Origin of the sequence: Kluyvera sp. 142486, from assembly GCF_046569695.1 — a bacterium.
GTDB lineage: Bacteria > Pseudomonadota > Gammaproteobacteria > Enterobacterales > Enterobacteriaceae > Kluyvera.
This window is the reverse complement of the sequence record NZ_JBKHUI010000001.1, coordinates 410,501-432,330: the sequence shown is the minus strand read 5'-3', so window position 1 is coordinate 432,330 and position 21,830 is coordinate 410,501. Positions and strand designations below refer to the sequence as shown.

The following is a 21,830-nucleotide window of genomic DNA, read 5'->3' as shown; positions in this document are numbered from 1 at the left end:
GGATATACTCGTCATGTTTCAGCGTGCTGGTGCGTTGGTCAGGTTCATTACTTTTGTGACAGTGTTTCAATCTGTAACCTGAGTTTATGAGCGGCGTTCCCTCCTACAGCTCGACTTCTTCGAGTATTAATCTTAATTCGAGGTTAACGCATCCTTTTCGGAGCAGCCTCATGTGGCTGTGATGATATACTTATTGCGTTATTAATTAACGAGCAAGTTCAAAGTTTGAACAGTTCAGGAGATTTGAATGGCTGCCCTAAATTCGAAAGTAAGAAAGGCTGTAATCCCGGTGGCGGGATTAGGTACAAGGATGCTGCCAGCAACGAAAGCAATTCCTAAAGAAATGCTGCCGTTGGTGGATAAGCCTTTAATTCAGTATGTTGTGAACGAGTGTATTGCAGCTGGTATCACTGAAATTGTACTGGTTACCCATTCTTCCAAGAATTCCATTGAAAACCACTTTGACACCAGCTTCGAGCTTGAAGCCATGCTGGAGAAGCGCGTAAAACGTCAGCTTCTGGAAGAGGTGCAGTCTATCTGTCCACCACACGTGACCATCATGCAGGTGCGTCAGGGGCTGGCGAAAGGCCTGGGCCATGCGGTGCTGTGTGCTCACCCGGTCGTGGGTGATGAACCCGTTGCGGTTATTCTGCCAGACGTGATTCTGGATGAATATGAATCCGATCTGAGCCGTGACAACCTTGCTGACATGATTGAGCGTTTCGATGAAACTGGCGCAAGTCAGATCATGGTTGAGCCGGTAGCAGACGTGACGGCGTACGGCGTGGTTGACTGTAAAGGTGCCGCTCTGAACCCAGGCGATAGTGTTCCGATGGTTGGCGTGGTTGAGAAACCAAAAGCTGACGTTGCGCCGTCTAACCTGGCCGTTGTAGGTCGTTATGTCCTGAGCGCTGAAATCTGGCCGCTGCTGGCAAAAACCCCTCCTGGTGCCGGTGACGAAATTCAGTTAACCGATGCTATTGATATGCTGATCGAAAAAGAAACGGTTGAAGCGTATCACATGAAAGGCAAAAGCCACGATTGCGGGAATAAACTCGGTTATATGCAGGCGTTTGTTGAATACGGTATTCGCCACAATACGCTGGGCGAAGATTTCAAAGCCTGGCTGCAAGACACGCTGGGCGTTGCAAAGTAATTTAACGAATGTTGCTAAAGCCGGGGAAACCCGGCTTTTTTATATCTAAATAACACAAATGGATAAAAAACGAGCGTCATTGTACCTGCTTGTTATCATCGACGGTGTTTTTCAGATATAAAAAATCCCGCCGAAGCGGGATTTTTACGAAGCAGGATGGATTAACCTTAGATCAGGAAATCGTCCAGGGATTTACCCTGTTCTTCCATTGCTTTTTTGATAACTGCTGGAGTACGGCCCTGGCCAGTCCAGGTTTTAGTTTCGCCGTTTTCGTCTACGTAGCTATATTTAGCCGGACGAGCAGCACGTTTAGCTTTAGTGCCAACTTTAGCAGCAGCCATGCTATTCAGCAGTTCGTTCGGGTCAATACCGTCAGCAATCAGCATTTCGCGATATTGTTGCAGTTTACGAGTGCGCTCTTCAACTTCAGCAGCTGCCGCATTTTCTTCTTCACGACGTTCGTTAACAACAACTTCTAATTTTTCCAGCATTTCTTCAAGCGTTTCAAGGGTGCATTCTCTTGCCTGCGCACGAAGAGTACGGATGTTGTTCAAAATTTTAAGTGCTTCGCTCATTGTAGTATTCTCAAACTTATATTGTGGGGTGGTTTGTTGAGGTAATAATAGAGCGATAAAATCAGTTGTGCAATAGGGAAGAATGTAAGGAATTCAAAATAACCTGTTATTTGGTGCGATATTTAATATGTATAAGTTAAATTGCTGACGAACATCCACTGCCGCGCTGCGCTTATTGTTGAAGGGCAACACGTGATTACACGCGGGGTGTGGGACGGTTTACCCGCATAAATATACTCCGTATGGATAAATATCAACCTTATGTATTAGTCAGAGTGCATCCTTTGCTGAACAGGGTTTTATCGTAGATAAAAGAGATGGACCCTTACTGCTTTGTGCCCTCCAGGCTTTCTGTTGCTCTGTTTCTTAACCATCTTTCATCTATTTGATTGATAGCATGCGGCGATAAATTGTATACGCACGGTAAGTAAGTTCAATGGCCGAGAATGGCTATTGTGCTTGACGGCATACAGGACTACGGGGTTATGTCCATAGTTATGACGATGTTATTTTCGAGAGATTACGTTTAATTTGCAGATAACAATGGTAAGGACTCCGCTACACAAATTGTGGTGGATCACATTTTCTCTGCTGAACTCATTAATCTTTTCAACTATTAATCTAGCTAGCTATTTTTTTACCCTGTGATCATTACCCCTACGCGCGTGCAGTGAGGCAAACGATTAAATAGTTCAATTGAATGATGATGTTACGGGTGTGTGTCGAGACATTATGCAAGAGGGCGTTGGGGTATTGTCTAATATTTCCAGTCAGCATCGCGTATGCCAGTACGCTGTGTTTCTCTCTATGTTGAGGTATACATAACGTCTGGATGACACAGGAAGCCTGGGGGTTAATATGGTACACTGCGCTCCGTTTAAAAAACGCATCGATTAGGACTCCTCAGCCAATGGCACAACTTTATTTCTACTACTCAGCAATGAATGCGGGCAAATCGACGGCACTTTTACAGTCGTCGTACAATTACCAGGAGCGGGGGATGCGCACCATCGTTTATACCGCTGAAATAGACGATCGCTTTGGTGCGGGTAAGGTTAGCTCGCGTATCGGCCTCTCATCACCTGCAAAGCTGTTTAATCAGAACAGCAAGTTGTTTGATGAAATTCACGCTGAGAACGCTCGTGAGGCGGTTAATTGCGTGCTGGTGGATGAGTGCCAGTTCCTGACGCGTGAGCAGGTCTACGCGCTCTCTGACGTGGTGGATAATCTGGATATTCCAGTATTGTGCTATGGCCTAAGAACCGATTTCCGTGGTGAGCTGTTTAGCGGCAGTCAGTACCTGCTGGCGCTCTCTGATAAGCTGGTCGAATTAAAAACGATTTGCTTCTGCGGGCGTAAGGCCAGCATGGTGCTGCGCCTCGATCAAGAAGGGCGTCCCTACAACGAAGGTGAGCAGGTGGTGATTGGCGGTAACGAGCGCTATGTCTCCGTTTGCCGTAAGCATTACAAAGAAGCGCTGGAAGAGGGCTCACTGGCCGTTATCCAGGATCAACACCGTCTTACCCGCCGTTCCTGTTAATCCCTTCCTGATGCGTTTCCTGCCGTTCTAGCGACGGGCAGTGAGCGCATCTTTCGTTTTTACCGTTTATCAGACATAAAATAGCCCCATCAATGATGGGGCTTGTTCATTTTGCTTTTCAGCCAGAAATTAGCGGATTATTTCTTCGCTTTTTTCTCTGCTTTAGCTGGAGCAGCTTCTTTCTTCTCTTCTACAGTGCCTTCTACGAAGTTACGGCCGTAGTAAGTATCCATCAGGATCTGTTTCAGTTCAGAAATCAGTGGGTAACGCGGGTTAGCACCGGTGCACTGGTCATCAAACGCATCTTCAGACAGTTTGTCAACGTGTGCCAGGAAGTCAGCTTCCTGTACACCAGCTTCGCGGATAGACTTAGGAATACCCAGTTCAGCTTTGATCTCTTCCAGCCAGCCCAGCAGTTTTTCGATTTTCGCTGCGGTACGGTCGCCCGGCGCAGACAGACCCAGATGGTCAGCGATTTCAGCGTAGCGACGACGTGCTTGCGGACGGTCGTACTGGCTGAATGCAGTCTGTTTAGTTGGGTTGTCGTTCGCGTTATAACGAATAACGTTGCTGATCAGCAGGGCGTTCGCCAGACCGTGAGGAATGTGGAACTGAGAGCCCAGTTTGTGCGCCATGGAGTGACATACACCCAGGAAGGCGTTCGCAAACGCGATACCTGCAATGGTGGCTGCACTGTGAACGCGCTCACGTGCTACCGGGTTCTTAGAACCTTCGTGGTAGGACGCTGGCAGGTTTTCTTTCAGCAGTTTCAGAGCCTGCAGAGCCTGACCGTCGGAGAACTCGGAAGCCAGCACGGAAACGTAAGCTTCCAGGGCGTGAGTCACCGCATCCAGACCACCGAAAGCACACAGGGACTTCGGCATATCCATAACCAGGTTGGCATCAACAATCGCCATGTCTGGAGTCAGCGCGTAGTCAGCCAGTGGGTATTTCTGGCCAGTTGCGTCGTCGGTTACTACCGCAAACGGCGTCACTTCAGAACCGGTACCGGAAGTGGTGGTGATAGCAACCATTTTCGCTTTCACGCCCATTTTCGGGAACTTGTAGATACGTTTACGGATGTCCATAAAGCGCAGCGCCAGTTCTTCGAAGTGAGTTTCTGGGTGTTCGTACATGACCCACATGATTTTTGCTGCGTCCATCGGGGAACCGCCGCCCAGCGCGATGATCACGTCTGGTTTGAAGGAGTTCGCCAGCTCTGCACCTTTACGTACGATGGTCAGAGTCGGGTCAGCTTCAACTTCGAAGAACACGTCAGTTTCAACGCCAGCTGCTTTCAGTACAGAAGTGATCTGGTCTGCGTAGCCGTTGTTGAACAAGAAGCGGTCGGTCACGATCAGCGCGCGTTTGTGGCCATCGGTAATCAGCTCATCTAACGCGATTGGCAGTGAGCCACGACGGAAGTAGATAGATTTCGGAAGTTTGTGCCACAACATGTTTTCAGCTCGCTTAGCAACGGTTTTCTTGTTGATCAGGTGCTTAGGACCAACGTTTTCCGAGATGGAGTTACCACCCCATGAACCACAACCCAGAGTCAGGGAAGGTGCGAGTTTGAAGTTGTAGAGGTCACCGATACCACCCTGGGAAGCAGGGGTGTTGATCAGGATACGCGCGGTTTTCATCATCTGACCGAAGTGGGCAACGCGTTCTGGCTGGTTGTCCTGGTCGGTGTACAGGCAAGAGGTATGACCGATACCGCCCATCGCAACCAGTTTTTCAGCTTTCTCAACAGCATCGTTGAAGTCTTTTGCACGATACATCGCCAGAGTTGGAGACAGTTTTTCGTGTGCAAACGGCTCACTCTCATCAACAACTTTCACTTCACCAATCAGGATCTTAGTGGTTGTCGGTACGGTGAAGCCCGCCAGTTCAGCAATTTTGTATGCTGGCTGACCAACGATAGCGGCGTTCAGCGCGCCATTTTTCAGGATGATGTCCTGAACGGCTTTCAGCTCTTTGCCCTGCAGCATGTAGCCGCCGTGGCTTGCGAAACGTTCGCGAACGGCATCGTAAACGGAGTCAACAACAACAACGGACTGTTCAGAAGCACAGATTACGCCGTTATCGAAGGTTTTAGACATCAGAACAGATGCCACAGCACGTTTGATATCAGCGGTTTCGTCGATAACAACAGGAGTGTTACCTGCACCTACGCCGATAGCTGGTTTACCGGAGCTGTATGCCGCTTTAACCATGCCTGGACCACCGGTCGCGAGGATCAGGTTGATATCCGGGTGGTGCATCAGTGCGTTAGACAGTTCTACAGACGGTTGGTCAATCCAGCCGATCAGGTCTTTCGGTGCGCCAGCAGCGATTGCAGCCTGCAGAACGATATCTGCTGCTTTGTTGGTTGCATCTTTAGCACGTGGGTGCGGAGAGAAGATGATGGCGTTACGCGTCTTCAGGCTGATCAGCGATTTGAAGATAGCGGTAGAAGTTGGGTTAGTGGTCGGTACGATACCGCAGATGATGCCGATTGGTTCAGCAATGGTGATGGTACCGAAAGTGTCGTCTTCAGACAGAACACCACAGGTTTTTTCATCTTTATAGGCGTTGTAGATATACTCAGAAGCGAAGTGGTTTTTGATCACTTTGTCTTCAACAATACCCATGCCGGATTCGGCAACGGCCATTTTTGCGAGAGGGATTCGAGCATCTGCAGCGGCCAGAGCGGCGGCGCGGAAGATTTTGTCAACTTGCTCTTGAGTGAAACTGGCATATTCACGCTGGGCTTTTTTTACGCGCTCTACGAGTGCGTTAAGTTCAGCGACATTAGTAACAGCCATAATGCTCTCCTGATAATGTTAAACTTTTTTAGTGAATCATCTGCTCGACAAGTCAGTATAGACAAATCGCCTGCAGCTGGCGAAAAAGTTAAGGAAACAAGGTGTTATCCACGAACTGATTCACTGATTTACTAAAAGAGCTTCGATTTAGCCAAGGAGCTCACCGGCCAGGATACGCTGTTTTTATTAAGGCGTTTCCCTTTCGGTGTAAGCAGATTACCCACTTCTGAGTACGATTTGCATGATCTAAATCAAGTTTAAGCCAAGCTGACACCTTTCAGCAGGGCGCTTTTAGCAAATTATAAATGCCGTTAATCAATCGTGAGTAGTTGTGGGCTTAACATTAGCATATTTTATACAACTCGGTAACACTCTGTTTTGTACCCGGTTTTATGGATAATTCAGATGAACCTAAGGCCTAAACAGGGTATTGTCAGCGCAAATTATGGTTTGCCGTTCGTCAACTACTAACTTTTAATGATGCTCTGGGGTTAACGTGATTCAAACGCTGTTTGATTTTCCTATCTTCTTTAAGTTCTTTATCGGCCTGTTTGCGCTGGTCAATCCGGTTGGGCTGATTCCTGTTTTCATCAGTCTGACGAGCAATCAGACGGCGATGGTGCGAAATAAAACCAATCTGACGGCGAGCCTTTCCGTCGCCATCATCCTGCTGACGTCTTTATTCCTTGGCGACCTTATTCTGCAGCTGTTCGGGATCTCCATTGATTCCTTCCGTATCGCCGGTGGGATTCTGGTAGTGAGCATCGCTATGTCGATGATCAGCGGCAAGCTAGGAGAGGACAAACAGAATAAGCAGGAGAAATCGGAAACCTCGGTGCGCGAAAGCCTTGGCGTGGTACCGCTGGCTCTGCCGTTGATGGCCGGGCCGGGGGCGATAAGTTCGACCATCGTGTGGGGCACGCGCTTCCACTCTCTTCCTTATTTACTCGGCTTTTCGCTGTCCATCGCGCTGTTTGCTTACTGCTGTTGGGGGATTTTCCGTATCTCGCCGTGGTTAGTTCGTATGCTGGGGCAGACGGGGATCAACGTGGTGACGCGTATTATGGGGCTACTGTTGATGGCGCTGGGCATTGAGTTTATTGTGACCGGCATCAAATCTATCTTTCCCGGTCTGGTCGGTTAATTATGCTGCGGCGGTAGTGGCGTTGTAGTCGCGATTACCGCCGTGACTATCGGAAAAACATATTCTTAAACTTTTGTTGCAAGCCATATATAATTAATTTGAATGCTTTAAAAAATTGATTTTAATCAATCGGATACTCTCACGCCCTGTCTGCTTTCTCAGCAACTCACATGTTATTTCTCTCACACCATACTCTGGCGCTTGCTGTTAGATAATTGAAATGATATTAGTAATTTCAGTTTCAATGCAGAGTTATGTGCTAAAAAATAAGCAACTGTTAAATTTTCGTACAAAAAACGCACACCTTTGCAGAGCGCACTTGCGCAGGGCATTAGTTTTTATCTATCTAATTGAAAAATATTGATTTCAGATAGGTTGATTTTGCGGCTACGCTAGCGGATAACGCGCAGTATGTTGAGCAAAAGAGAATTGCTTAACAAATTTGCAAATTATATTGGCGGCAGTGATAGGCATTTGGTACTTTCCGGCCTGAGTTATTCGCAAGATAAAATTTTGTAAACGATAACTGTTTCTGGTTGTAAGCGGTTATTAACGGATAAGAAAGGTTTCCCGACAGGGGGGAAGCTTTTAATGAATCGACGTCAGGTTGCCAATAAGAGCAACCGTAATAAAAAAGTCGGTGATAGCAGCAGTAAAACGACCCGGCAGACGCAAAAATCTCCTGCGCTGTACGGGAACCCGAAAGGGGACTAAACAGGCTGGCGTGAGTCAGTAATAATAATGAACGGAGTATCAACACAATGTCCATCATCACAAAAAAAAGCCTGGTTGCGGCAGGCATTCTATCCGCACTGATCGCGGGAAATGTTATGGCTGCAGATGTTCCTGCAGGCGTACAGTTGGCAGAAAAGCAAACGCTGGTGCGTAATAACGGCTCCGAAGTGCAGTCGCTTGATCCACATAAGATCGAAGGCGTTCCAGAATCCAATATTAGCCGCGATCTGTTCGAAGGATTACTCGTTAGCGACCTGGACGGCCATCCGGCACCGGGTGTTGCAGAGTCCTGGGATAATAAAGATTTTAAAGTCTGGACCTTCCATCTGCGTAAAGATGCCAAATGGTCAGATGGTACCCCAGTCACCGCACAAGATTTCGTATACAGCTGGCAGCGTTCGGTTGATCCGAAAACCGCATCTCCCTATGCAAGCTACCTGCAGTATGGCCATGTCGCCGGTATTGATGAGATCCTCGAAGGTAAAAAACCAATTACCGATCTCGGCGTAAAAGCCGTTGACGACCACACCTTAGAAGTGACCTTAAGTGAGCCGGTTCCTTATTTCTTCAAACTGCTGGTGCACCCGTCGACTTCGCCGGTACCAAAAGCGGCAATCGAAAAATATGGCGAAAAATGGACTCAACCAGCGAATATCGTCACCAACGGCGCCTATAAATTAAAAGATTGGGTGGTGAACGAGCGTATCGTCCTTGAACGCAGCCCAACCTATTGGAATAACGCCAAAACGGTTATCGATCAGGTTACCTTCCTGCCAATCTCTTCTGAAGTGACTGATGTAAACCGCTACCGTAGTGGCGAAATCGACATGACCTATAACAATATGCCGATTGAACTATTCCAGAAGCTGAAAAAAGAGATCCCGAGCGAAGTTCATGTCGACCCGTATCTCTGTACCTATTATTACGAAATTAACAACCAGAAAGCACCGTTTACCGATGCGCGCGTTCGTACCGCACTGAAGCTGGGTATCGATCGCGATATTATTGTTAATAAGGTTAAAGCGCAGGGCGATATGCCAGCTTATGGCTACACGCCGCCTTATACCGATGGCGCAAAACTGACGCCACCAGAATGGTTTGGTTGGACGCAGGCTAAACGTAACGAAGAAGCGAAGAAATTGCTGGCCGAAGCGGGCTACACTGCGGATAAACCGCTGACCATTAATCTTCTGTACAACACGTCAGATCTGCACAAGAAGCTGGCGATTGCTGCCGCGTCATTGTGGAAAAAGAACATTGGCGTGGATGTGAAATTGGTTAACCAGGAGTGGAAAACCTTCCTGGATTCCCGTCACCAGGGGACGTTCGATATCGCACGTGCAGGCTGGTGTGCGGACTATAACGAACCGACCTCTTTCCTGAATACCATGTTGTCTAACAGTTCAATGAATACCGCGCACTATAAGAGCCCGGCATTCGATAGCATCATGGCTGAAACGCTGAAAGCGACCGATGAAGCGCAGCGTACCGCGCTGTATAGCAAAGCAGAGCAGCAACTCGATAAAGACAGCGCGATTGTACCGGTTTATTACTATGTAAACGCCCGCCTGGTGAAACCGTGGGTCGGTGGTTATACCGGCAAAGATCCGCTGGACAACACCTATACAAGAAACATGTATATTATTAAGCACTAATGGCAATACGTGGGTCAGGCCTTGCTTGACCCACGGTGTCTCGCGTTACTGCATTATTACAGGCACAGCCAAAAGGTATGGGCAATGTTGAAATTTATTCTCCGTCGTTGTCTGGAAGCGATTCCGACGCTATTTATTCTTATCACTATTTCGTTCTTTATGATGCGCCTTGCGCCGGGAAGCCCTTTTACGGGTGAGCGTACGTTGCCGCCAGAAGTGATGGCAAATATCGAAGCGAAATATCATCTGAACGATCCTATTACCACTCAGTATTTTAACTATCTGAAACAGCTCGCTCATGGCGATTTTGGGCCATCGTTTAAATACAAAGATTATACGGTGAACGACCTGGTGGCGAGCAGCCTGCCGGTATCGGCCAAGCTTGGCGCCGCGGCGTTTCTGCTGGCTGTCATTCTCGGTGTGTCGGCGGGAGTGCTGGCTGCGCTGAATCAAAACACCAAATGGGATTACGCGGTAATGGGGGTGGCAATGACCGGGGTGGTCATACCGAGCTTTGTTGTCGCACCGCTGCTAGTGATGATATTCGCGATCACGCTGCATTGGCTGCCCGGCGGTGGCTGGAACGGCGGGGCGATTCAATTCATGATCCTGCCAATGGTGGCGCTCTCTCTGGCCTATATTGCCAGCATTGCGCGTATCACCCGCGGCTCGATGATTGAGGTTTTACACTCCAACTTCATCCGTACCGCACGGGCGAAAGGGTTACCGATGCGGCGGATTATTTTCCGTCACGCGTTAAAACCTGCGCTGTTGCCGGTGCTTTCTTATATGGGGCCAGCCTTCGTCGGTATTATTACCGGTTCGATGGTTATCGAGACAATCTACGGTTTACCAGGGATTGGACAGCTGTTCGTTAACGGGGCGCTTAACCGCGATTACTCCCTGGTGTTGAGCCTGACCATTCTGGTTGGTGCACTGACGATCCTGTTTAACGCGGTGGTAGACGTGCTCTACGCCGTGATTGACCCGAAAATCCGTTACTAAGGCTGGAGTTCGCCATGATGTTAAGTAAAAAAAACAGCGAGGCGCTGGAAAACTTCAGTGAGAAGCTGGAAGTTGAAGGGCGTAGCCTCTGGCAGGATGCGCGTCGGCGCTTCATGCACAACCGCGCGGCGGTTGCCAGCCTGGTTGTGCTCGTTGTAATTGCACTGTTCGTGACGCTGGCACCCATGTTGTCGCAGTTCTCCTACTTCGACACCGATTGGGGCATGATGTCCAATGCGCCAGATATGGCCTCCGGGCACTACTTCGGCACCGATTCCTCCGGGCGTGACCTGCTGGTGCGCGTGGCTATCGGTGGGCGAATCTCCCTGATGGTCGGGATCGCTGCTGCGCTGGTGGCCGTGATTGTGGGCACATTGTATGGCTCTCTGTCCGGTTATCTGGGCGGTAGAGTCGACTCGGTGATGATGCGTCTGCTGGAAATCCTCAACTCCTTCCCGTTCATGTTTTTCGTTATTCTGCTGGTGACCTTCTTTGGGCAAAACATCCTGCTGATCTTCGTGGCTATCGGGATGGTGTCATGGCTGGATATGGCGCGTATCGTGCGTGGTCAGACCCTCAGTCTGAAGCGCAAAGAGTTCATTGAAGCGGCACAGGTAGGTGGTGTATCGACCGTCAACATTGTGGTTCGCCATATCGTGCCGAACGTGCTGGGCGTGGTAGTGGTTTACGCCTCGCTGCTGGTACCGAGCATGATCCTGTTTGAATCCTTCCTGAGCTTCCTCGGCCTGGGTACCCAGGAACCGCTGAGTAGCTGGGGCGCATTGTTAAGCGATGGGGCAAACTCAATGGAAGTGTCGCCGTGGCTTTTGCTGTTCCCGGCTGGATTCCTGGTTGTGACCCTGTTCTGTTTTAACTTTATCGGCGATGGCCTGCGTGATGCCCTCGACCCGAAAGACCGTTAAGGAGAGTTGCCATGAGCACAATTGAAACGGCAACGGCATCTGAGCGGTTGCTTAGCGTTAAAGACCTGCGCGTCACCTTTAAAACCCCGGACGGCGACGTGACCGCCGTGAACGACCTCAACTTCAGCCTGCGTGCGGGTGAAACGCTGGGCATCGTTGGCGAGTCCGGTTCCGGTAAATCGCAGACCGCATTTGCGCTGATGGGGTTGCTGGCCAGCAACGGGCGCATTGGTGGTTCGGCGCTGTTTAACGGCAATGAGATCCTTAACCTGCCCGAGCATCAGCTGAACAAGCTGCGCGCCGAGCAGATTTCGATGATTTTCCAGGACCCAATGACCTCGCTGAACCCGTATATGCGCGTTGGCGAGCAGTTAATGGAAGTCCTGATGCTCCATAAAGGCATGGGTAAGGCCGAAGCGTTTGAAGAGTCGGTTAGAATGCTGGACGCGGTCAAAATGCCGGAAGCGCGTAAGCGCATGAAGATGTATCCGCACGAGTTCTCCGGCGGCATGCGTCAGCGCGTGATGATCGCCATGGCGCTGCTGTGCCGGCCAAAATTGCTGATTGCCGATGAACCAACCACCGCACTGGATGTGACCGTTCAGGCACAAATTATGACCCTGTTGAACGAGCTGAAGCGCGAGTTCAATACGGCGATTATCATGATCACCCACGATCTGGGCGTTGTTGCCGGGATCTGCGATAAGGTGCTGGTGATGTACGCCGGGCGAACCATGGAATACGGTAAGGCGCGTGATGTGTTCTATCATCCGGCGCATCCATACTCCATAGGCCTGCTGAATGCCGTTCCCCGTCTTGATACCGAGGGCGAGTCGCTGCTGACAATCCCTGGTAACCCACCGAACCTGCTGCGTCTGCCGACCGGTTGCCCGTTCCAGCCTCGCTGTCCACATGCGATGGAGGCATGCAATAGCGCGCCGCCGCTGGAAGAGTTTGCGCCGGGCCGTTTACGTGCCTGCTTTAGAAACGTGGGGGAACTGGTATGAGCGCCGTGACTGACGAAAGAAAAGTGTTGCTCGAAATCGCGGACTTAAAGGTTCATTTCGAGATCAAAGATGGGAAACAGTGGTTCTGGCAGCCGCCAAAAACGCTGAAAGCAGTCGACGGCGTAACCCTGCGTCTGTATGAAGGTGAAACCCTGGGTGTGGTAGGCGAGTCAGGCTGTGGGAAGTCAACTTTCGCGCGTGCCATTATCGGGCTGGTGAAGGCAACGGAAGGCAAAGTGGCCTGGCTTGGCAAAGATCTGCTGGGGATGAAACCGGATGAGTGGCGCGCCGTGCGCAGCGATATTCAGATGATTTTCCAGGATCCGCTGGCTTCGCTGAACCCGCGTATGACCATTGGTGAAATCATCGCCGAGCCGCTGCGAACCTACTATCCGAAAATGCCGCGTCAGGAAGTGCGCGATAAAGTGAAAACCATGATGATGAAGGTAGGTCTGCTGCCAAACCTCGTCAACCGTTATCCGCATGAGTTTTCCGGAGGTCAGTGCCAGCGTATCGGTATTGCCCGCGCGCTGATCCTCGAACCAAAGCTGATCATCTGTGATGAACCGGTGTCGGCGCTGGACGTATCAATCCAGGCGCAGGTGGTGAACCTGCTGCAGCAACTGCAACGTGAGATGGGACTGTCGCTTATCTTCATCGCCCACGATCTGGCGGTGGTGAAGCATATCTCCGACCGCGTACTGGTGATGTATCTGGGGCATGCGGTGGAGCTCGGTACCTATGATGAGGTGTACAACAATCCACTTCATCCATATACCAAAGCGCTAATGTCCGCGGTGCCGGTTCCTGACCCGGATCTGGAGCAGAACAAAACTATCCAACTGCTGGAAGGTGAACTGCCGTCACCGATTAACCCGCCGTCAGGCTGCGTATTCCGTACGCGCTGCCCGCTGGCGGGGCCAGAATGTGCGAAAACGCGTCCACTTCTGGAAGGGAGTTTCCGCCACGCGGTTTCCTGTCTCAAGGTTGACCCGTTATAATCGTCAGGGCTGGCAAGTTGCCAGCCCTTTTATTTTGACGAGGAGATAACGTGGTGGCTATTAGCGCTTTGCGCCATCGTCTTTATCATTTCTTATTCGATCAACGTACGCGCACCGGCCGGCGGTTTGAAGCGCTGTGCGGACTGTTTGCGCTATTAAGCGTTATTGTTATTTTTATCGAATCAGGGATTGGCACAACCTACCATCTGACCTTCGACGAATGGCATGCATTCGTGCTGCTGGAAGTCGGATTTACCCTTATGTTTACCCTGGAATATCTTCTGCGGGTCTTCTGCTGGCCAAAGCCGGCGCGTTACGTTTTTAGCTTCTGGGGATTTATCGATCTCGCGACGATTCTGCCGCTGTACGTTATTTTACTGTGGCCTGAGATCGGTGTGGAATATCTATTTGCATGGCGAGCGATGCGCGTGATCCGCGTATTGCGTATTCTGAAACTGCTGCGCCTGATGCCTGCGCTGAACAGCTTGTGGAGCGCTATCGTTAATTCGCGGCATCAGCTGATTCTGTTCTATGCCTTTATCGGTATTGTCATGGTCGTTGCGGGTGCGCTGATGTATGGTATAGAAGGGCCGGTTAACGGCTTTACCACGCTGAGTACCTCTGTGTATTGGGCGATTGTAACGGTGACGACAGTCGGCTATGGCGATATTACGCCGCATACCGCACCAGGTAGAATGGTGGCCTCGGTTCTTATCTTAATCGGCTACTCTGTCATTGCTATCCCAACCGGGATTATTACCGCACAGATGACCAGCGAATTTCAAAAGCGCCGCCATGAACGTGTGTGTCCGCATTGCAAACAGCGCGACCACGATCCGAAGGCGCGTTACTGCAATGGATGTGGGACGGCGCTTCCCCGTGAGCTTGGGGCATAAAAAAGGGCAGCGTTACGCTGCCCTTTGATCAACATTTAACTTATTCGCGCCACAGAATATGGCAGAGCTTGTGATCTTTTTCGCGGCACAGCAGAACGCGCGCAAAGATATCGTTCAGTTCGCCGCCGTCGGTGTCCGCCAGGCCGATCACTACTTCCGCAAAGAAGTCCGGGTTCAGGTCGTAATCAACGTGTTCCTGCCAGTCTTCCGCTGGATCGAAAAGTTCGGCACCGCCGCGCTCTTCAAACTGCAGGTTAAACAGAAGGACATCGGCGGGGTCGAGATTATCAACCGCCAGCTCGAGGAAAATGTCGTAAGCCTGCTCGAGCGTTTCGTCTTCGGTAAGACGATTATTTAAATCCATATCCATGATGGCTACCTGTTGAGTTCTGTTGGGCACGTTTTACAGCAACGGACTGAAGAAGTAAAACAGACGTTCAGCAATGCGGTGCCAGAAGGGACGTTTAACCCATAACCGCGCATCCAGTAACCGGGATCGGGAAATGTAGTCGTCCTGCACGGAGGCTAAATCGGCGCCGAATCCGGCATCATCAATCACCAGCGTGATCTCGAAATTGAGCCACAGGCTGCGCATATCAAGGTTGACGGTACCGACCAGGCTCAGTTCCCCATCGACTAGCACGCTTTTAGTGTGCAGCAGGCCACCTTCGAACTGATAAATTTTAACCCCTGCTGCCAGCAATTCGGTAAAGAAGGCACGGCTTGCCCAACCTACCAGCACAGAATCGTTCTTACGCGGCAGAATAATGCTGACATCAACCCCACGCTGAGCCGCAGTGCAGATGGCATGCAGCAGGTCTTCGCTCGGGACGAAGTAGGGGGTGGTCATGATCAGATACTCACGAGCAGAGTACGCCGCCGTCAGCAATGCCTGATGAATCAAATCTTCCGGGAAACCCGGGCCTGAGGCGATGGTCTGGATGGTGTGCCCGCTGGCCTCTTCAAACGGCATTATGTTGAGGTCTGGGGCTGGGGGCAAAATACGCTTGCCGGTTTCTATCTCCCAGTCACAGGAGTAGACAATTCCCATGCCGGTGGCGATAGGGCCTTCCATACGCGCCATCAGATCAATCCACTGACCGACGCCAGAATCCTGTTTAAAGAAGCGCGGGTCGACCATATTCATACTGCCGGTGTAGGCAATATAGTTATCAATCATGATCATTTTGCGATGCTGGCGTAAGTCCATACGGCGTAGGAAAACACGCATCAGGTTAACTTTGAGGGCTTCCACCACCTCAATGCCAGCATTGCGCATCATCGCTGCCCACGGGCTACGGAAAAACGCCACGCTGCCGGCTGAGTCGAGCATCAGGCGGCAGTGCACGCCGCGTCGGGCTGCGGCCATCAGCGACTCGGCCACCTGATCGGCCATGCCGCCGGGCTGCCAGATATAGAAGACCATCTCGATATTATGCCGTGCGAGTTGAATATCGCGGATGATGGCCTGCATCACATCATCGGATTCTGTTAACAGCTGTAGCTGATTGCCCTTAAGGCCAGCAATGCCCTGGCGGCGTTCGCACAGTTTGAACAGTGAAGAGGCGACCTGGCTGTTGTCTTCGGCAAAAATATGTTTGCAGGCTTTGAGATCGTTAAGCCACTTTGCCGTCGACGGCCACATCGCGCGGGCACGTTCGGCACGGCGTTTGCCGAGATGGAGTTCCCCTAATGAGAGGTAGGCGATAATCCCAACCAGCGGCAGGATATAGATAATCAGCAACCAGGCCATCGCTGAGGGCACGGCGCGGCGCTTCATTAAAATACGTAGCGTTACCCCGGCTATCAACAACCAATACCCCAAAATTGCCATCCAACTCACTACGGTGTAGACGGTTGTCATATATCGAAAATCCTTTTGAATGCCAGTTGTTAAGAGTTTACGCATCAGGAGGCATCTGGCAAATAAAAACACCATGAGAAAGCGCTGGTCAGCACTAAGCGAGGGGCTATAATGGTCCGTCTTTTTTTGAAAGAGCGTTAGAAATGAAGCGTAGTAGACCGGAAGTGGGACGCTGGCGGATGCTGAGACAGGCGAGCCGTCGCAAGTCGCGTTGGCTGGAAGCTCAGTCTCGCCGCAATATGCGTATCCACTCCATCAGAAAGTGCCTTGTCGGTCGGCAGCGCAATTGCCTGCTGTTCGCCATCTACGATCTCTGATGATATAAAAAGGGCACCGTCAGGGTGCCCTCAGTTTTATAAGCAGGTGCCAGCCTGCTTTTATTAGAATACTTTCTTATAAGGTTTTACTGAAACCTGCTGATATACACCCGCGGCAACGTACGGGTCGTCCTGCGCCCATGACTGTGCAGCTTCCAGTGATTCAAATTCTGCAATAACCGTCGAACCGCTGAAACCAGCGGCACCCGGATCGTTGCTATCAACGGCAGGCATTGGGCCTGCGGTCAGCAGGCGGCCTTCGTCGTGCAAAAGCTGCAGGCGAGCGAGATGGGCAGGGCGCACAGAAAGACGTTTTTCAAGAGAGTCGGCGATATCCTGGGCATAGATGACGTAAAGCACGGGCGGAACTCCTGTTTAAATAATTTGCGAATTACGGTAAGGGAAAGCGTCAGCGACTGCAACGCAAAGTTTTAGCAGCGTGAAAAGTTGTGTTTTGGCGGGTTTTTTTTAGGCAGGAAGGGGAAAAAATTGATCGAAGATAAGATGTCTTATTGAATATGATTGTCATTTGCATTTAAAATCGGGGTCTCATTTTTCAACTGTAACGACTATGACTGCAATGACCCTTGATTTACCTCGCCGCTTCCCGTGGCCGACGTTACTCTCTGTTGGTATTCACGGTGCCGTCGTCGCTGGTCTGCTTTATACCTCGGTACATCAGGTTATTGAACTGCCCGCACCCGCTCAGCCGATTACCATTACCATGGTCGCGCCTGCCGATTTAGAGCCGCCACAGGCGGTGGTTCAGCCGCAACCGGTCGTCGAGCCTGAACCCGAGCCAGAGCCGGAACCGATCCCGGAAGTACCGCAGGCCCCGGTCGTTATTCATAAACCGAAGCCTAAGCCGAAACCTAAACCGAAGCCGGTGAAAAAGGTTGAGCAGCCGAAACCGGAAGTTAAGCCTGTTGAACAGCGTCCGCTTTCTACGGTGAACAACGATGCGCCACCAGCGCGATCCGTTGCTAACAATCTGCCAGGGGCAAGTGCGCCTTCGGTGAATACGCCAACGGGACCACGTGCGCTGAATCGTCCGCAACCGGGTTACCCAACGCGTGCGCAGGCATTACGTATTGAAGGTAAAGTGCGGGTGAAGTTTGACGTGACCGCCGATGGCCGCGTTGAAAACGTAGAAATTCTCTCCGCTCAGCCATCTAACATGTTTGAACGTGACGTGAAAACGGCGATGCGTAAATGGCGCTACGAATCCGGTAAGCCGGGAACGGGGCTGATTATGAATATTGAGTTCCGCCTGAAGGGCGTACAGATGAACTAAAGCAAAGCCCCCGAAAGGGGGCTTTGTCGTTATACGGCAAGGACGTTATCCAGCGCCTTTTGCGCGATAACCAGATGCTGCCCACCAAACAGAATGGCCCGGTTAATGAGGGTATACAGCTGATACACCGGTTGGCGTTCAAGGAAATCGGCCGGCAGCGGTGAGACGGACTGATAGCCATCGTAGATTTGCGGCGGTTGGTCAGGATGGAGCGGTAACATGGCAAGGTCGCACTCGCGGTCTCCCCAATAACAGGCGGGGTCGAAAATATACGGCCCGTTTGGCCCCAGCGCGCAGTTGTTTGACCACAAATCACCGTGTAGTAAAGAAGGCTGCGGTTGGTGGGAACTCAGGCGCTGTTGAACGTGGTCGACTATCGCATCAATATCACCAAACTCCATTCCTTTCTCTGCTGCTAATTCCAACTGCCAGCCAATACGCTGTTCGGCGAAAAAGGTGGACCATCGCCGTTGCCAGGCATTGGGTTGCGGGGTGGTAGACAGGTCGTTGTCGAAGTCGAGGCCAAACTGAGGTTGATCGCTCCATTCGTGCAAGCGGGCCAACTGTTGCCCCAGCAAGAAAGCATTATGCGCATCCAGCGGACGCGGTGGGAGATATTCCATGACCAGGAAGCTATAGTCACGATCGGTGCCGACAACGAAAACTTCAGGGACGGCCACGGTTTTGCTGCGAGAGAGCAGTTCAAGCTGATCGGCCTCCGCAGTAAAAATGGGCAGTAATTCTCGTTCATCGCATTTGACGAAAAAATCTCGACCTGCATAGCGCATATGCCATGCGGCATGGATCTCTCCACCGGGCAGTTCAGTTCGCTGATCGATTTCGCCACTTCCAAGTTGCTCGCCTAACAGGTTACTGATCGCTTGCCACATGATGTCTCTCCCCATGTTTTCTGCCATATCATAAGGTTAGCGCATAAAGACCGGGTAAAAATACGAGCTAGACCGCACAACGGGTAAAAAGAGTGTAGAAAGCAGAGGCAAGGTCGTATGCCCTCTGCGACAAACGCATGGTGGCTCACCCGCGGTAATAGTTGGTTCAACCATCGCGATGCACGCCATTGTTAACAATGGAGTTTTGTTAGCATAGCCGATAACGACAATTTCGCGACTCGTGGCGGGTTCCGCGAGTCCGATTTTTGTACATTTAGTGCTGTTGCAGGTAATCGTAAATTTTTTGGGTATTTTCCTGTGAGCACAGGCGTGTGCCTTGGTTGATCGTGGCTGCGCTGCCAGCGGCGACCCCGAAGCGGACCATCTCTTCAAGACTCGCGTGCTCAGCAAGTTTCAGGGTCATCGCGCCGACCATGCTATCACCGGCCCCCACGGTGCTCTGGCTTTTAATTGGCGGGGGAACAACCTGCACGCAGTTTTGTTCATCCACTGCCAGCGCCCCCTGGGCCCCTAATGACACTACCACTCGACGCGCCCTACCGCTGCGGACAATCTCCTGCGCGGCATTGCGGACGTCATCAGGCTGGACAAGCTCACGCTGGACCAGTGCGCTCAACTCTTTCTGATTCGGTTTAACCAGCTCGATTTGGCCAATGGCTAACGCGGCGGTAAGTGCATCACCAGAGCTGTCGATAACGCAGCGCAATCCATGGTGTTGAGCCGCTTTAATGAGCGCCGTGAACTGCTCCAGGGAAACGCCGGGCGGTAGACTGCCGCTGATAACCAGCAGAGAGCCAGGTGCAATTTGCAGAACCTTTTGCTGAATTTGTTGCAGTTCATCGTTGTTGAGCGTTGCGCCGGGCATGACAAAGCGATACTGCTCGCCGCTGGCATTGACGTGAACGTGAAGGTTCTGGCGGGTCCATTCGTGCGCATTGATATTTTCAACGGGAACATTTTCCTGCTGGAGCAGGGCGATCAGGTGCTCGCCGGTGGCACCACCAGACGGGAAGATAGCGGTAGCACGGCCTCCGAGAAAGGTAATTGCGCGGGCAACGTTGATACCGCCGCCGCCAGGTTCAAACACAGGGGAACTGCAGCGCAATTTACCTTCCGGATAAATTTGTGGCGTTTGGGTGGCGCTGTCGAGAGAAGGGGCGAGCGTCAGCGTGTAGATCTGGACCATAGCGATAACCTCCCTTTATGAGCCAGCAGACGGCTCTGAACACAATTGGTTTTAAGTCTGGCACTGGTTCACCAATAAGGAAAGTAACAACGGACTGATTTTTATAGAAAAGTGTAAAGAAGTCGTCGTTTTTTATTATGAAATAAAACGTGCTTTGAGAGGGCTCTTATTCAAAAAATGAAAGAAGAATAGATTGCTATGTTATACGTGCCTTTTTATAATTTGTTGCCTTTCTACGGACCACTCCATCGTTGATCCTCGCGAAAGTTTTCCGGGACGAAATCGTCTCCTATTTTGTTGTACGGACCTTTAATAAATGAAGCTTTTGAAGACAGTACCGGTAGCGGTTGTGCTGCTGGGGGGCGTGTTTGCGTCTATGTATGCAACCGCCAGTGATACCGTTTTTACTGTCATGGATGACCCAACTACCGCTAAGAAGCCTTTTGAAGGCAACGTCAATGCGGGCTATCTCTCGCAGGCTGGCAACACTAAAAGTACGTCAGCAACCGCAGATTCCACGCTCACATGGTACGGTAGCGAGACGGCATGGTCCTTATGGGGCGCAGCCAGCAACACCTCTGCAAATGATGAACGTTCTTCCGAGAAATACTCCGTCGGTGGTCGTAGCCGTTACAACATGACACACGAAGACTACCTGTTTGGTCAGGCTAGCTGGTTAACCGATCGCTATAATGGTTACCATGAGCGCGATGTGTTTACGGCAGGTTATGGTCGTCAGTTCCTGAACGGGCCAATCCACAGCTTCCGTTTTGAATTCGGTCCTGGTGTTCGCTATGACGAATATACCGATGGCAATACGGAAACCCAGCCACTGGGCTATGCTTCCGCTACCTACGCCTGGCAGATGACCGACACGGCTAAATTCACTCAGGGCGTTTCCGTCCTTGGGGCTGAAGATACCACCGTGAACTCAGAAACCGCGCTAAACGTTGCTATTAACGCACACTTTGGTTTGAAAGTGGCCTACAACGTGACCTGGAACTCTGAGCCACCAGCAACGGCGCCGAATCATACCGACCGCCGTACATCGCTGACCCTGGGTTACACGATGTAATCATTTACAGGCTGGGGAATCCCCGGCCTGTATTTTCAATTTATCGTTTTGTGTTATTATTAAAAACAACCGCTGTTTTATTTTATTAAAAATACAAGTTCTTCATAATATCTCCATATTCGACCTTTCTGACATATATTCAGTAAATTTGACACGAATAGCTAAATATTTTGACTAGGCAAAAGTGTGATCTGGATCTAGACTATGTTCAAGGGCAGAATGATGCCTTAGCGTTCTAAAGTCTTAATCAAGTCAGAGAATAAACATTATGAAAAATATCAAAATCGCATCTGCAGCTATTTTGCTGTCAGCACTCTCTTTCGGCGTATTTGCTGCCGAACCAGTAACTCAACCTGCCAGTTCTACAAACACTACAACCGCACAGCACATCGGTATCTCCAATGCGCACGACGTTGAAGCAGGCTCTAACATGGCGCCAGGCTCACAGTCTACCGGTCAGTCTATGGATGACGCATTTAACGTACACACTCTGGTTGCGGGCGGTTGGTCCTAATATTTCTGTGCTGTAATAATTTGATTTTCGTTCAGTTATCAATACCGGCAGAGAAAACCGGGTAGAGTAGTACCGGTTTTTCTTGCTGCTATTTATTTTAAATTCAAATATCAGTTTTTGTATTTTACATGTAAATCTGCATCAGATTTAGTCGCACATATTGTCAATTAATCTGCGTTAACAGCATTTTATGTATATATTTTAGTGTGCTGGCTTGAATGTTAA

At 50.6% G+C, this 21,830-nt stretch carries 21 protein-coding genes; 14 read left to right on the top strand and 7 right to left on the bottom strand.

Going from position 1 to position 21,830, the window contains the following annotated elements; genetic code table 11:
- Positions 1-247 precede the first annotated feature (247 nt).
- On the top strand, positions 248-1,156 hold the full coding sequence (gene galU / locus ACLGE8_RS02135; RefSeq protein WP_410996044.1) for a UTP--glucose-1-phosphate uridylyltransferase GalU: 909 nt from the start codon (positions 248-250) through the stop codon (positions 1,154-1,156).
- Between the two features lie 167 nt (positions 1,157-1,323).
- Here the strand turns inward: galU and hns are convergent, their stop codons facing one another.
- Positions 1,324-1,731 carry a histone-like nucleoid-structuring protein H-NS gene (hns, locus tag ACLGE8_RS02130; RefSeq protein WP_185669730.1) on the bottom strand — a complete coding sequence of 136 codons (408 nt, stop codon included), beginning with the start codon at positions 1,729-1,731 and terminating at the stop codon, positions 1,324-1,326.
- A 910-nt stretch (positions 1,732-2,641) separates the two neighbouring features.
- Between hns and tdk the strand changes: the two genes are divergently transcribed.
- Positions 2,642-3,271 (top strand): thymidine kinase, encoded by a 630-nt coding sequence (gene tdk / locus ACLGE8_RS02125; RefSeq protein WP_410996042.1) that lies wholly within the window; start codon positions 2,642-2,644, stop codon positions 3,269-3,271.
- 137 nt (positions 3,272-3,408) lie between these two features.
- Here tdk and adhE read toward each other — a convergent pair whose 3' ends face one another.
- Positions 3,409-6,078 carry a bifunctional acetaldehyde-CoA/alcohol dehydrogenase gene (gene adhE, locus ACLGE8_RS02120; RefSeq protein WP_410996040.1) on the bottom strand — a complete coding sequence of 890 codons (2,670 nt, stop codon included), beginning with the start codon at positions 6,076-6,078 and terminating at the stop codon, positions 3,409-3,411.
- Positions 6,079-6,574: 496 nt separating this feature from the next.
- Here adhE and ACLGE8_RS02115 point away from each other — a divergent pair, with 496 nt between their 5' ends.
- The 8 genes from ACLGE8_RS02115 (at position 6,575) to ACLGE8_RS02080 (ending at position 14,444) form a co-directional block, all read left to right on the top strand.
- A complete protein-coding gene (locus ACLGE8_RS02115) occupies positions 6,575-7,222 on the top strand; it encodes a YchE family NAAT transporter (RefSeq protein WP_220440816.1) in 648 nt (215 codons plus the stop codon).
- A 591-nt stretch (positions 7,223-7,813) separates the two neighbouring features.
- Positions 7,814-7,936, top strand: a complete 123-nt coding sequence (locus ACLGE8_RS02110; protein ID WP_333500087.1) for a hypothetical protein — start codon at positions 7,814-7,816, stop codon at positions 7,934-7,936.
- Between the two features lie 47 nt (positions 7,937-7,983).
- Positions 7,984-9,612 carry an oligopeptide ABC transporter substrate-binding protein OppA gene (gene oppA, locus ACLGE8_RS02105; RefSeq protein WP_410996037.1) on the top strand — a complete coding sequence of 543 codons (1,629 nt, stop codon included), beginning with the start codon at positions 7,984-7,986 and terminating at the stop codon, positions 9,610-9,612.
- 84 nt (positions 9,613-9,696) lie between these two features.
- Positions 9,697-10,617, top strand: coding sequence for an oligopeptide ABC transporter permease OppB (oppB, locus tag ACLGE8_RS02100; RefSeq protein WP_333500085.1), 921 nt, complete (start codon positions 9,697-9,699; stop codon positions 10,615-10,617).
- 14 nt (positions 10,618-10,631) lie between these two features.
- Positions 10,632-11,540, top strand: coding sequence for an oligopeptide ABC transporter permease OppC (oppC, locus tag ACLGE8_RS02095; protein ID WP_410996035.1), 909 nt, complete (start codon positions 10,632-10,634; stop codon positions 11,538-11,540).
- An 11-nt stretch (positions 11,541-11,551) separates the two neighbouring features.
- Positions 11,552-12,547: an ABC transporter ATP-binding protein gene (locus ACLGE8_RS02090; protein WP_410996034.1), complete on the top strand. Its 996-nt coding sequence runs from the start codon at positions 11,552-11,554 to the stop codon at positions 12,545-12,547.
- Complete coding sequence (oppF, locus tag ACLGE8_RS02085) at positions 12,544-13,548, top strand: murein tripeptide/oligopeptide ABC transporter ATP-binding protein OppF (RefSeq protein WP_410996033.1); 1,005 nt, start codon at positions 12,544-12,546, stop codon at positions 13,546-13,548. Before ACLGE8_RS02090 ends, oppF begins: the two co-directional genes overlap by 4 nt.
- A 53-nt stretch (positions 13,549-13,601) precedes the next feature.
- Entirely contained in the window at positions 13,602-14,444 is an 843-nt protein-coding gene (locus ACLGE8_RS02080) for an ion transporter (RefSeq protein ID WP_410996032.1), read from the top strand.
- Positions 14,445-14,484: 40 nt separating this feature from the next.
- On the opposite strand, the gene ACLGE8_RS02075 is transcribed toward ACLGE8_RS02080, so the two are convergent.
- Both ACLGE8_RS02075 and cls read right to left on the bottom strand, forming a co-directional pair.
- Positions 14,485-14,814, bottom strand: coding sequence for an HI1450 family dsDNA-mimic protein (locus ACLGE8_RS02075; protein ID WP_185669961.1), 330 nt, complete (start codon positions 14,812-14,814; stop codon positions 14,485-14,487).
- 33 nt (positions 14,815-14,847) lie between these two features.
- Positions 14,848-16,308 carry a cardiolipin synthase gene (cls, locus tag ACLGE8_RS02070; protein ID WP_410996031.1) on the bottom strand — a complete coding sequence of 487 codons (1,461 nt, stop codon included), beginning with the start codon at positions 16,306-16,308 and terminating at the stop codon, positions 14,848-14,850.
- Positions 16,309-16,451: 143 nt separating this feature from the next.
- On the opposite strand from cls, the gene ACLGE8_RS02065 reads away from it, so the two are divergent.
- Positions 16,452-16,625: a YciY family protein gene (locus ACLGE8_RS02065; protein ID WP_123652457.1), complete on the top strand. Its 174-nt coding sequence runs from the start codon at positions 16,452-16,454 to the stop codon at positions 16,623-16,625.
- Between the two features lie 63 nt (positions 16,626-16,688).
- On the opposite strand, the gene ACLGE8_RS02060 is transcribed toward ACLGE8_RS02065, so the two are convergent.
- Positions 16,689-16,985 carry a YciI family protein gene (locus tag ACLGE8_RS02060; RefSeq protein WP_064545104.1) on the bottom strand — a complete coding sequence of 99 codons (297 nt, stop codon included), beginning with the start codon at positions 16,983-16,985 and terminating at the stop codon, positions 16,689-16,691.
- 220 nt (positions 16,986-17,205) lie between these two features.
- Here ACLGE8_RS02060 and tonB point away from each other — a divergent pair, with 220 nt between their 5' ends.
- Entirely contained in the window at positions 17,206-17,919 is a 714-nt protein-coding gene (tonB, locus tag ACLGE8_RS02055) for a TonB system transport protein TonB (RefSeq protein ID WP_220440820.1), read from the top strand.
- Between the two features lie 29 nt (positions 17,920-17,948).
- Here tonB and ACLGE8_RS02050 read toward each other — a convergent pair whose 3' ends face one another.
- On the bottom strand, positions 17,949-18,809 hold the full coding sequence (locus tag ACLGE8_RS02050; RefSeq protein ID WP_410996030.1) for a fructosamine kinase family protein: 861 nt from the start codon (positions 18,807-18,809) through the stop codon (positions 17,949-17,951).
- Between the two features lie 274 nt (positions 18,810-19,083).
- The gene (gene pfkB, locus ACLGE8_RS02045; RefSeq protein ID WP_410996028.1) at positions 19,084-20,016 is read right to left on the bottom strand and encodes a 6-phosphofructokinase II; all 933 of its coding nucleotides are present in this window, start codon (positions 20,014-20,016) and stop codon (positions 19,084-19,086) included.
- A 316-nt stretch (positions 20,017-20,332) separates the two neighbouring features.
- Here pfkB and ACLGE8_RS02040 point away from each other — a divergent pair, with 316 nt between their 5' ends.
- Both ACLGE8_RS02040 and ACLGE8_RS02035 read left to right on the top strand, forming a co-directional pair.
- The gene (locus ACLGE8_RS02040) at positions 20,333-21,091 is read left to right on the top strand and encodes a YdiY family protein (RefSeq protein ID WP_410996027.1); all 759 of its coding nucleotides are present in this window, start codon (positions 20,333-20,335) and stop codon (positions 21,089-21,091) included.
- A 268-nt stretch (positions 21,092-21,359) separates the two neighbouring features.
- Entirely contained in the window at positions 21,360-21,605 is a 246-nt protein-coding gene (locus tag ACLGE8_RS02035) for a hypothetical protein (RefSeq protein WP_185668623.1), read from the top strand.
- Positions 21,606-21,830 lie beyond the last annotated feature (225 nt).

What these genes read in the sequence shown, in the direction of transcription:
- galU (WP_410996044.1), top strand. Translation starts at nt 248, where the DNA reads ATGGCTGCCCTAAATTCGAAAGTAAGAAAGGCTGTAATCCCGGTGGCG.
- hns (WP_185669730.1), bottom strand. Translation starts at nt 1,731, where the DNA reads ATGAGCGAAGCACTTAAAATTTTGAACAACATCCGTACTCTTCGTGCG.
- tdk (WP_410996042.1), top strand. Translation starts at nt 2,642, where the DNA reads ATGGCACAACTTTATTTCTACTACTCAGCAATGAATGCGGGCAAATCG.
- adhE (WP_410996040.1), bottom strand. Translation starts at nt 6,078, where the DNA reads ATGGCTGTTACTAATGTCGCTGAACTTAACGCACTCGTAGAGCGCGTA.
- ACLGE8_RS02110 (WP_333500087.1), top strand. Translation starts at nt 7,814, where the DNA reads ATGAATCGACGTCAGGTTGCCAATAAGAGCAACCGTAATAAAAAAGTC.
- oppA (WP_410996037.1), top strand. Translation starts at nt 7,984, where the DNA reads ATGTCCATCATCACAAAAAAAAGCCTGGTTGCGGCAGGCATTCTATCC.
- oppB (WP_333500085.1), top strand. Translation starts at nt 9,697, where the DNA reads ATGTTGAAATTTATTCTCCGTCGTTGTCTGGAAGCGATTCCGACGCTA.
- oppC (WP_410996035.1), top strand. Translation starts at nt 10,632, where the DNA reads ATGATGTTAAGTAAAAAAAACAGCGAGGCGCTGGAAAACTTCAGTGAG.
- ACLGE8_RS02090 (WP_410996034.1), top strand. Translation starts at nt 11,552, where the DNA reads ATGAGCACAATTGAAACGGCAACGGCATCTGAGCGGTTGCTTAGCGTT.
- oppF (WP_410996033.1), top strand. Translation starts at nt 12,544, where the DNA reads ATGAGCGCCGTGACTGACGAAAGAAAAGTGTTGCTCGAAATCGCGGAC.
- ACLGE8_RS02075 (WP_185669961.1), bottom strand. Translation starts at nt 14,814, where the DNA reads ATGGATATGGATTTAAATAATCGTCTTACCGAAGACGAAACGCTCGAG.
- cls (WP_410996031.1), bottom strand. Translation starts at nt 16,308, where the DNA reads ATGACAACCGTCTACACCGTAGTGAGTTGGATGGCAATTTTGGGGTAT.
- ACLGE8_RS02065 (WP_123652457.1), top strand. Translation starts at nt 16,452, where the DNA reads ATGAAGCGTAGTAGACCGGAAGTGGGACGCTGGCGGATGCTGAGACAG.
- tonB (WP_220440820.1), top strand. Translation starts at nt 17,206, where the DNA reads ATGACCCTTGATTTACCTCGCCGCTTCCCGTGGCCGACGTTACTCTCT.
- ACLGE8_RS02050 (WP_410996030.1), bottom strand. Translation starts at nt 18,809, where the DNA reads ATGTGGCAAGCGATCAGTAACCTGTTAGGCGAGCAACTTGGAAGTGGC.
- pfkB (WP_410996028.1), bottom strand. Translation starts at nt 20,016, where the DNA reads ATGGTCCAGATCTACACGCTGACGCTCGCCCCTTCTCTCGACAGCGCC.
- ACLGE8_RS02040 (WP_410996027.1), top strand. Translation starts at nt 20,333, where the DNA reads ATGAAGCTTTTGAAGACAGTACCGGTAGCGGTTGTGCTGCTGGGGGGC.
- ACLGE8_RS02035 (WP_185668623.1), top strand. Translation starts at nt 21,360, where the DNA reads ATGAAAAATATCAAAATCGCATCTGCAGCTATTTTGCTGTCAGCACTC.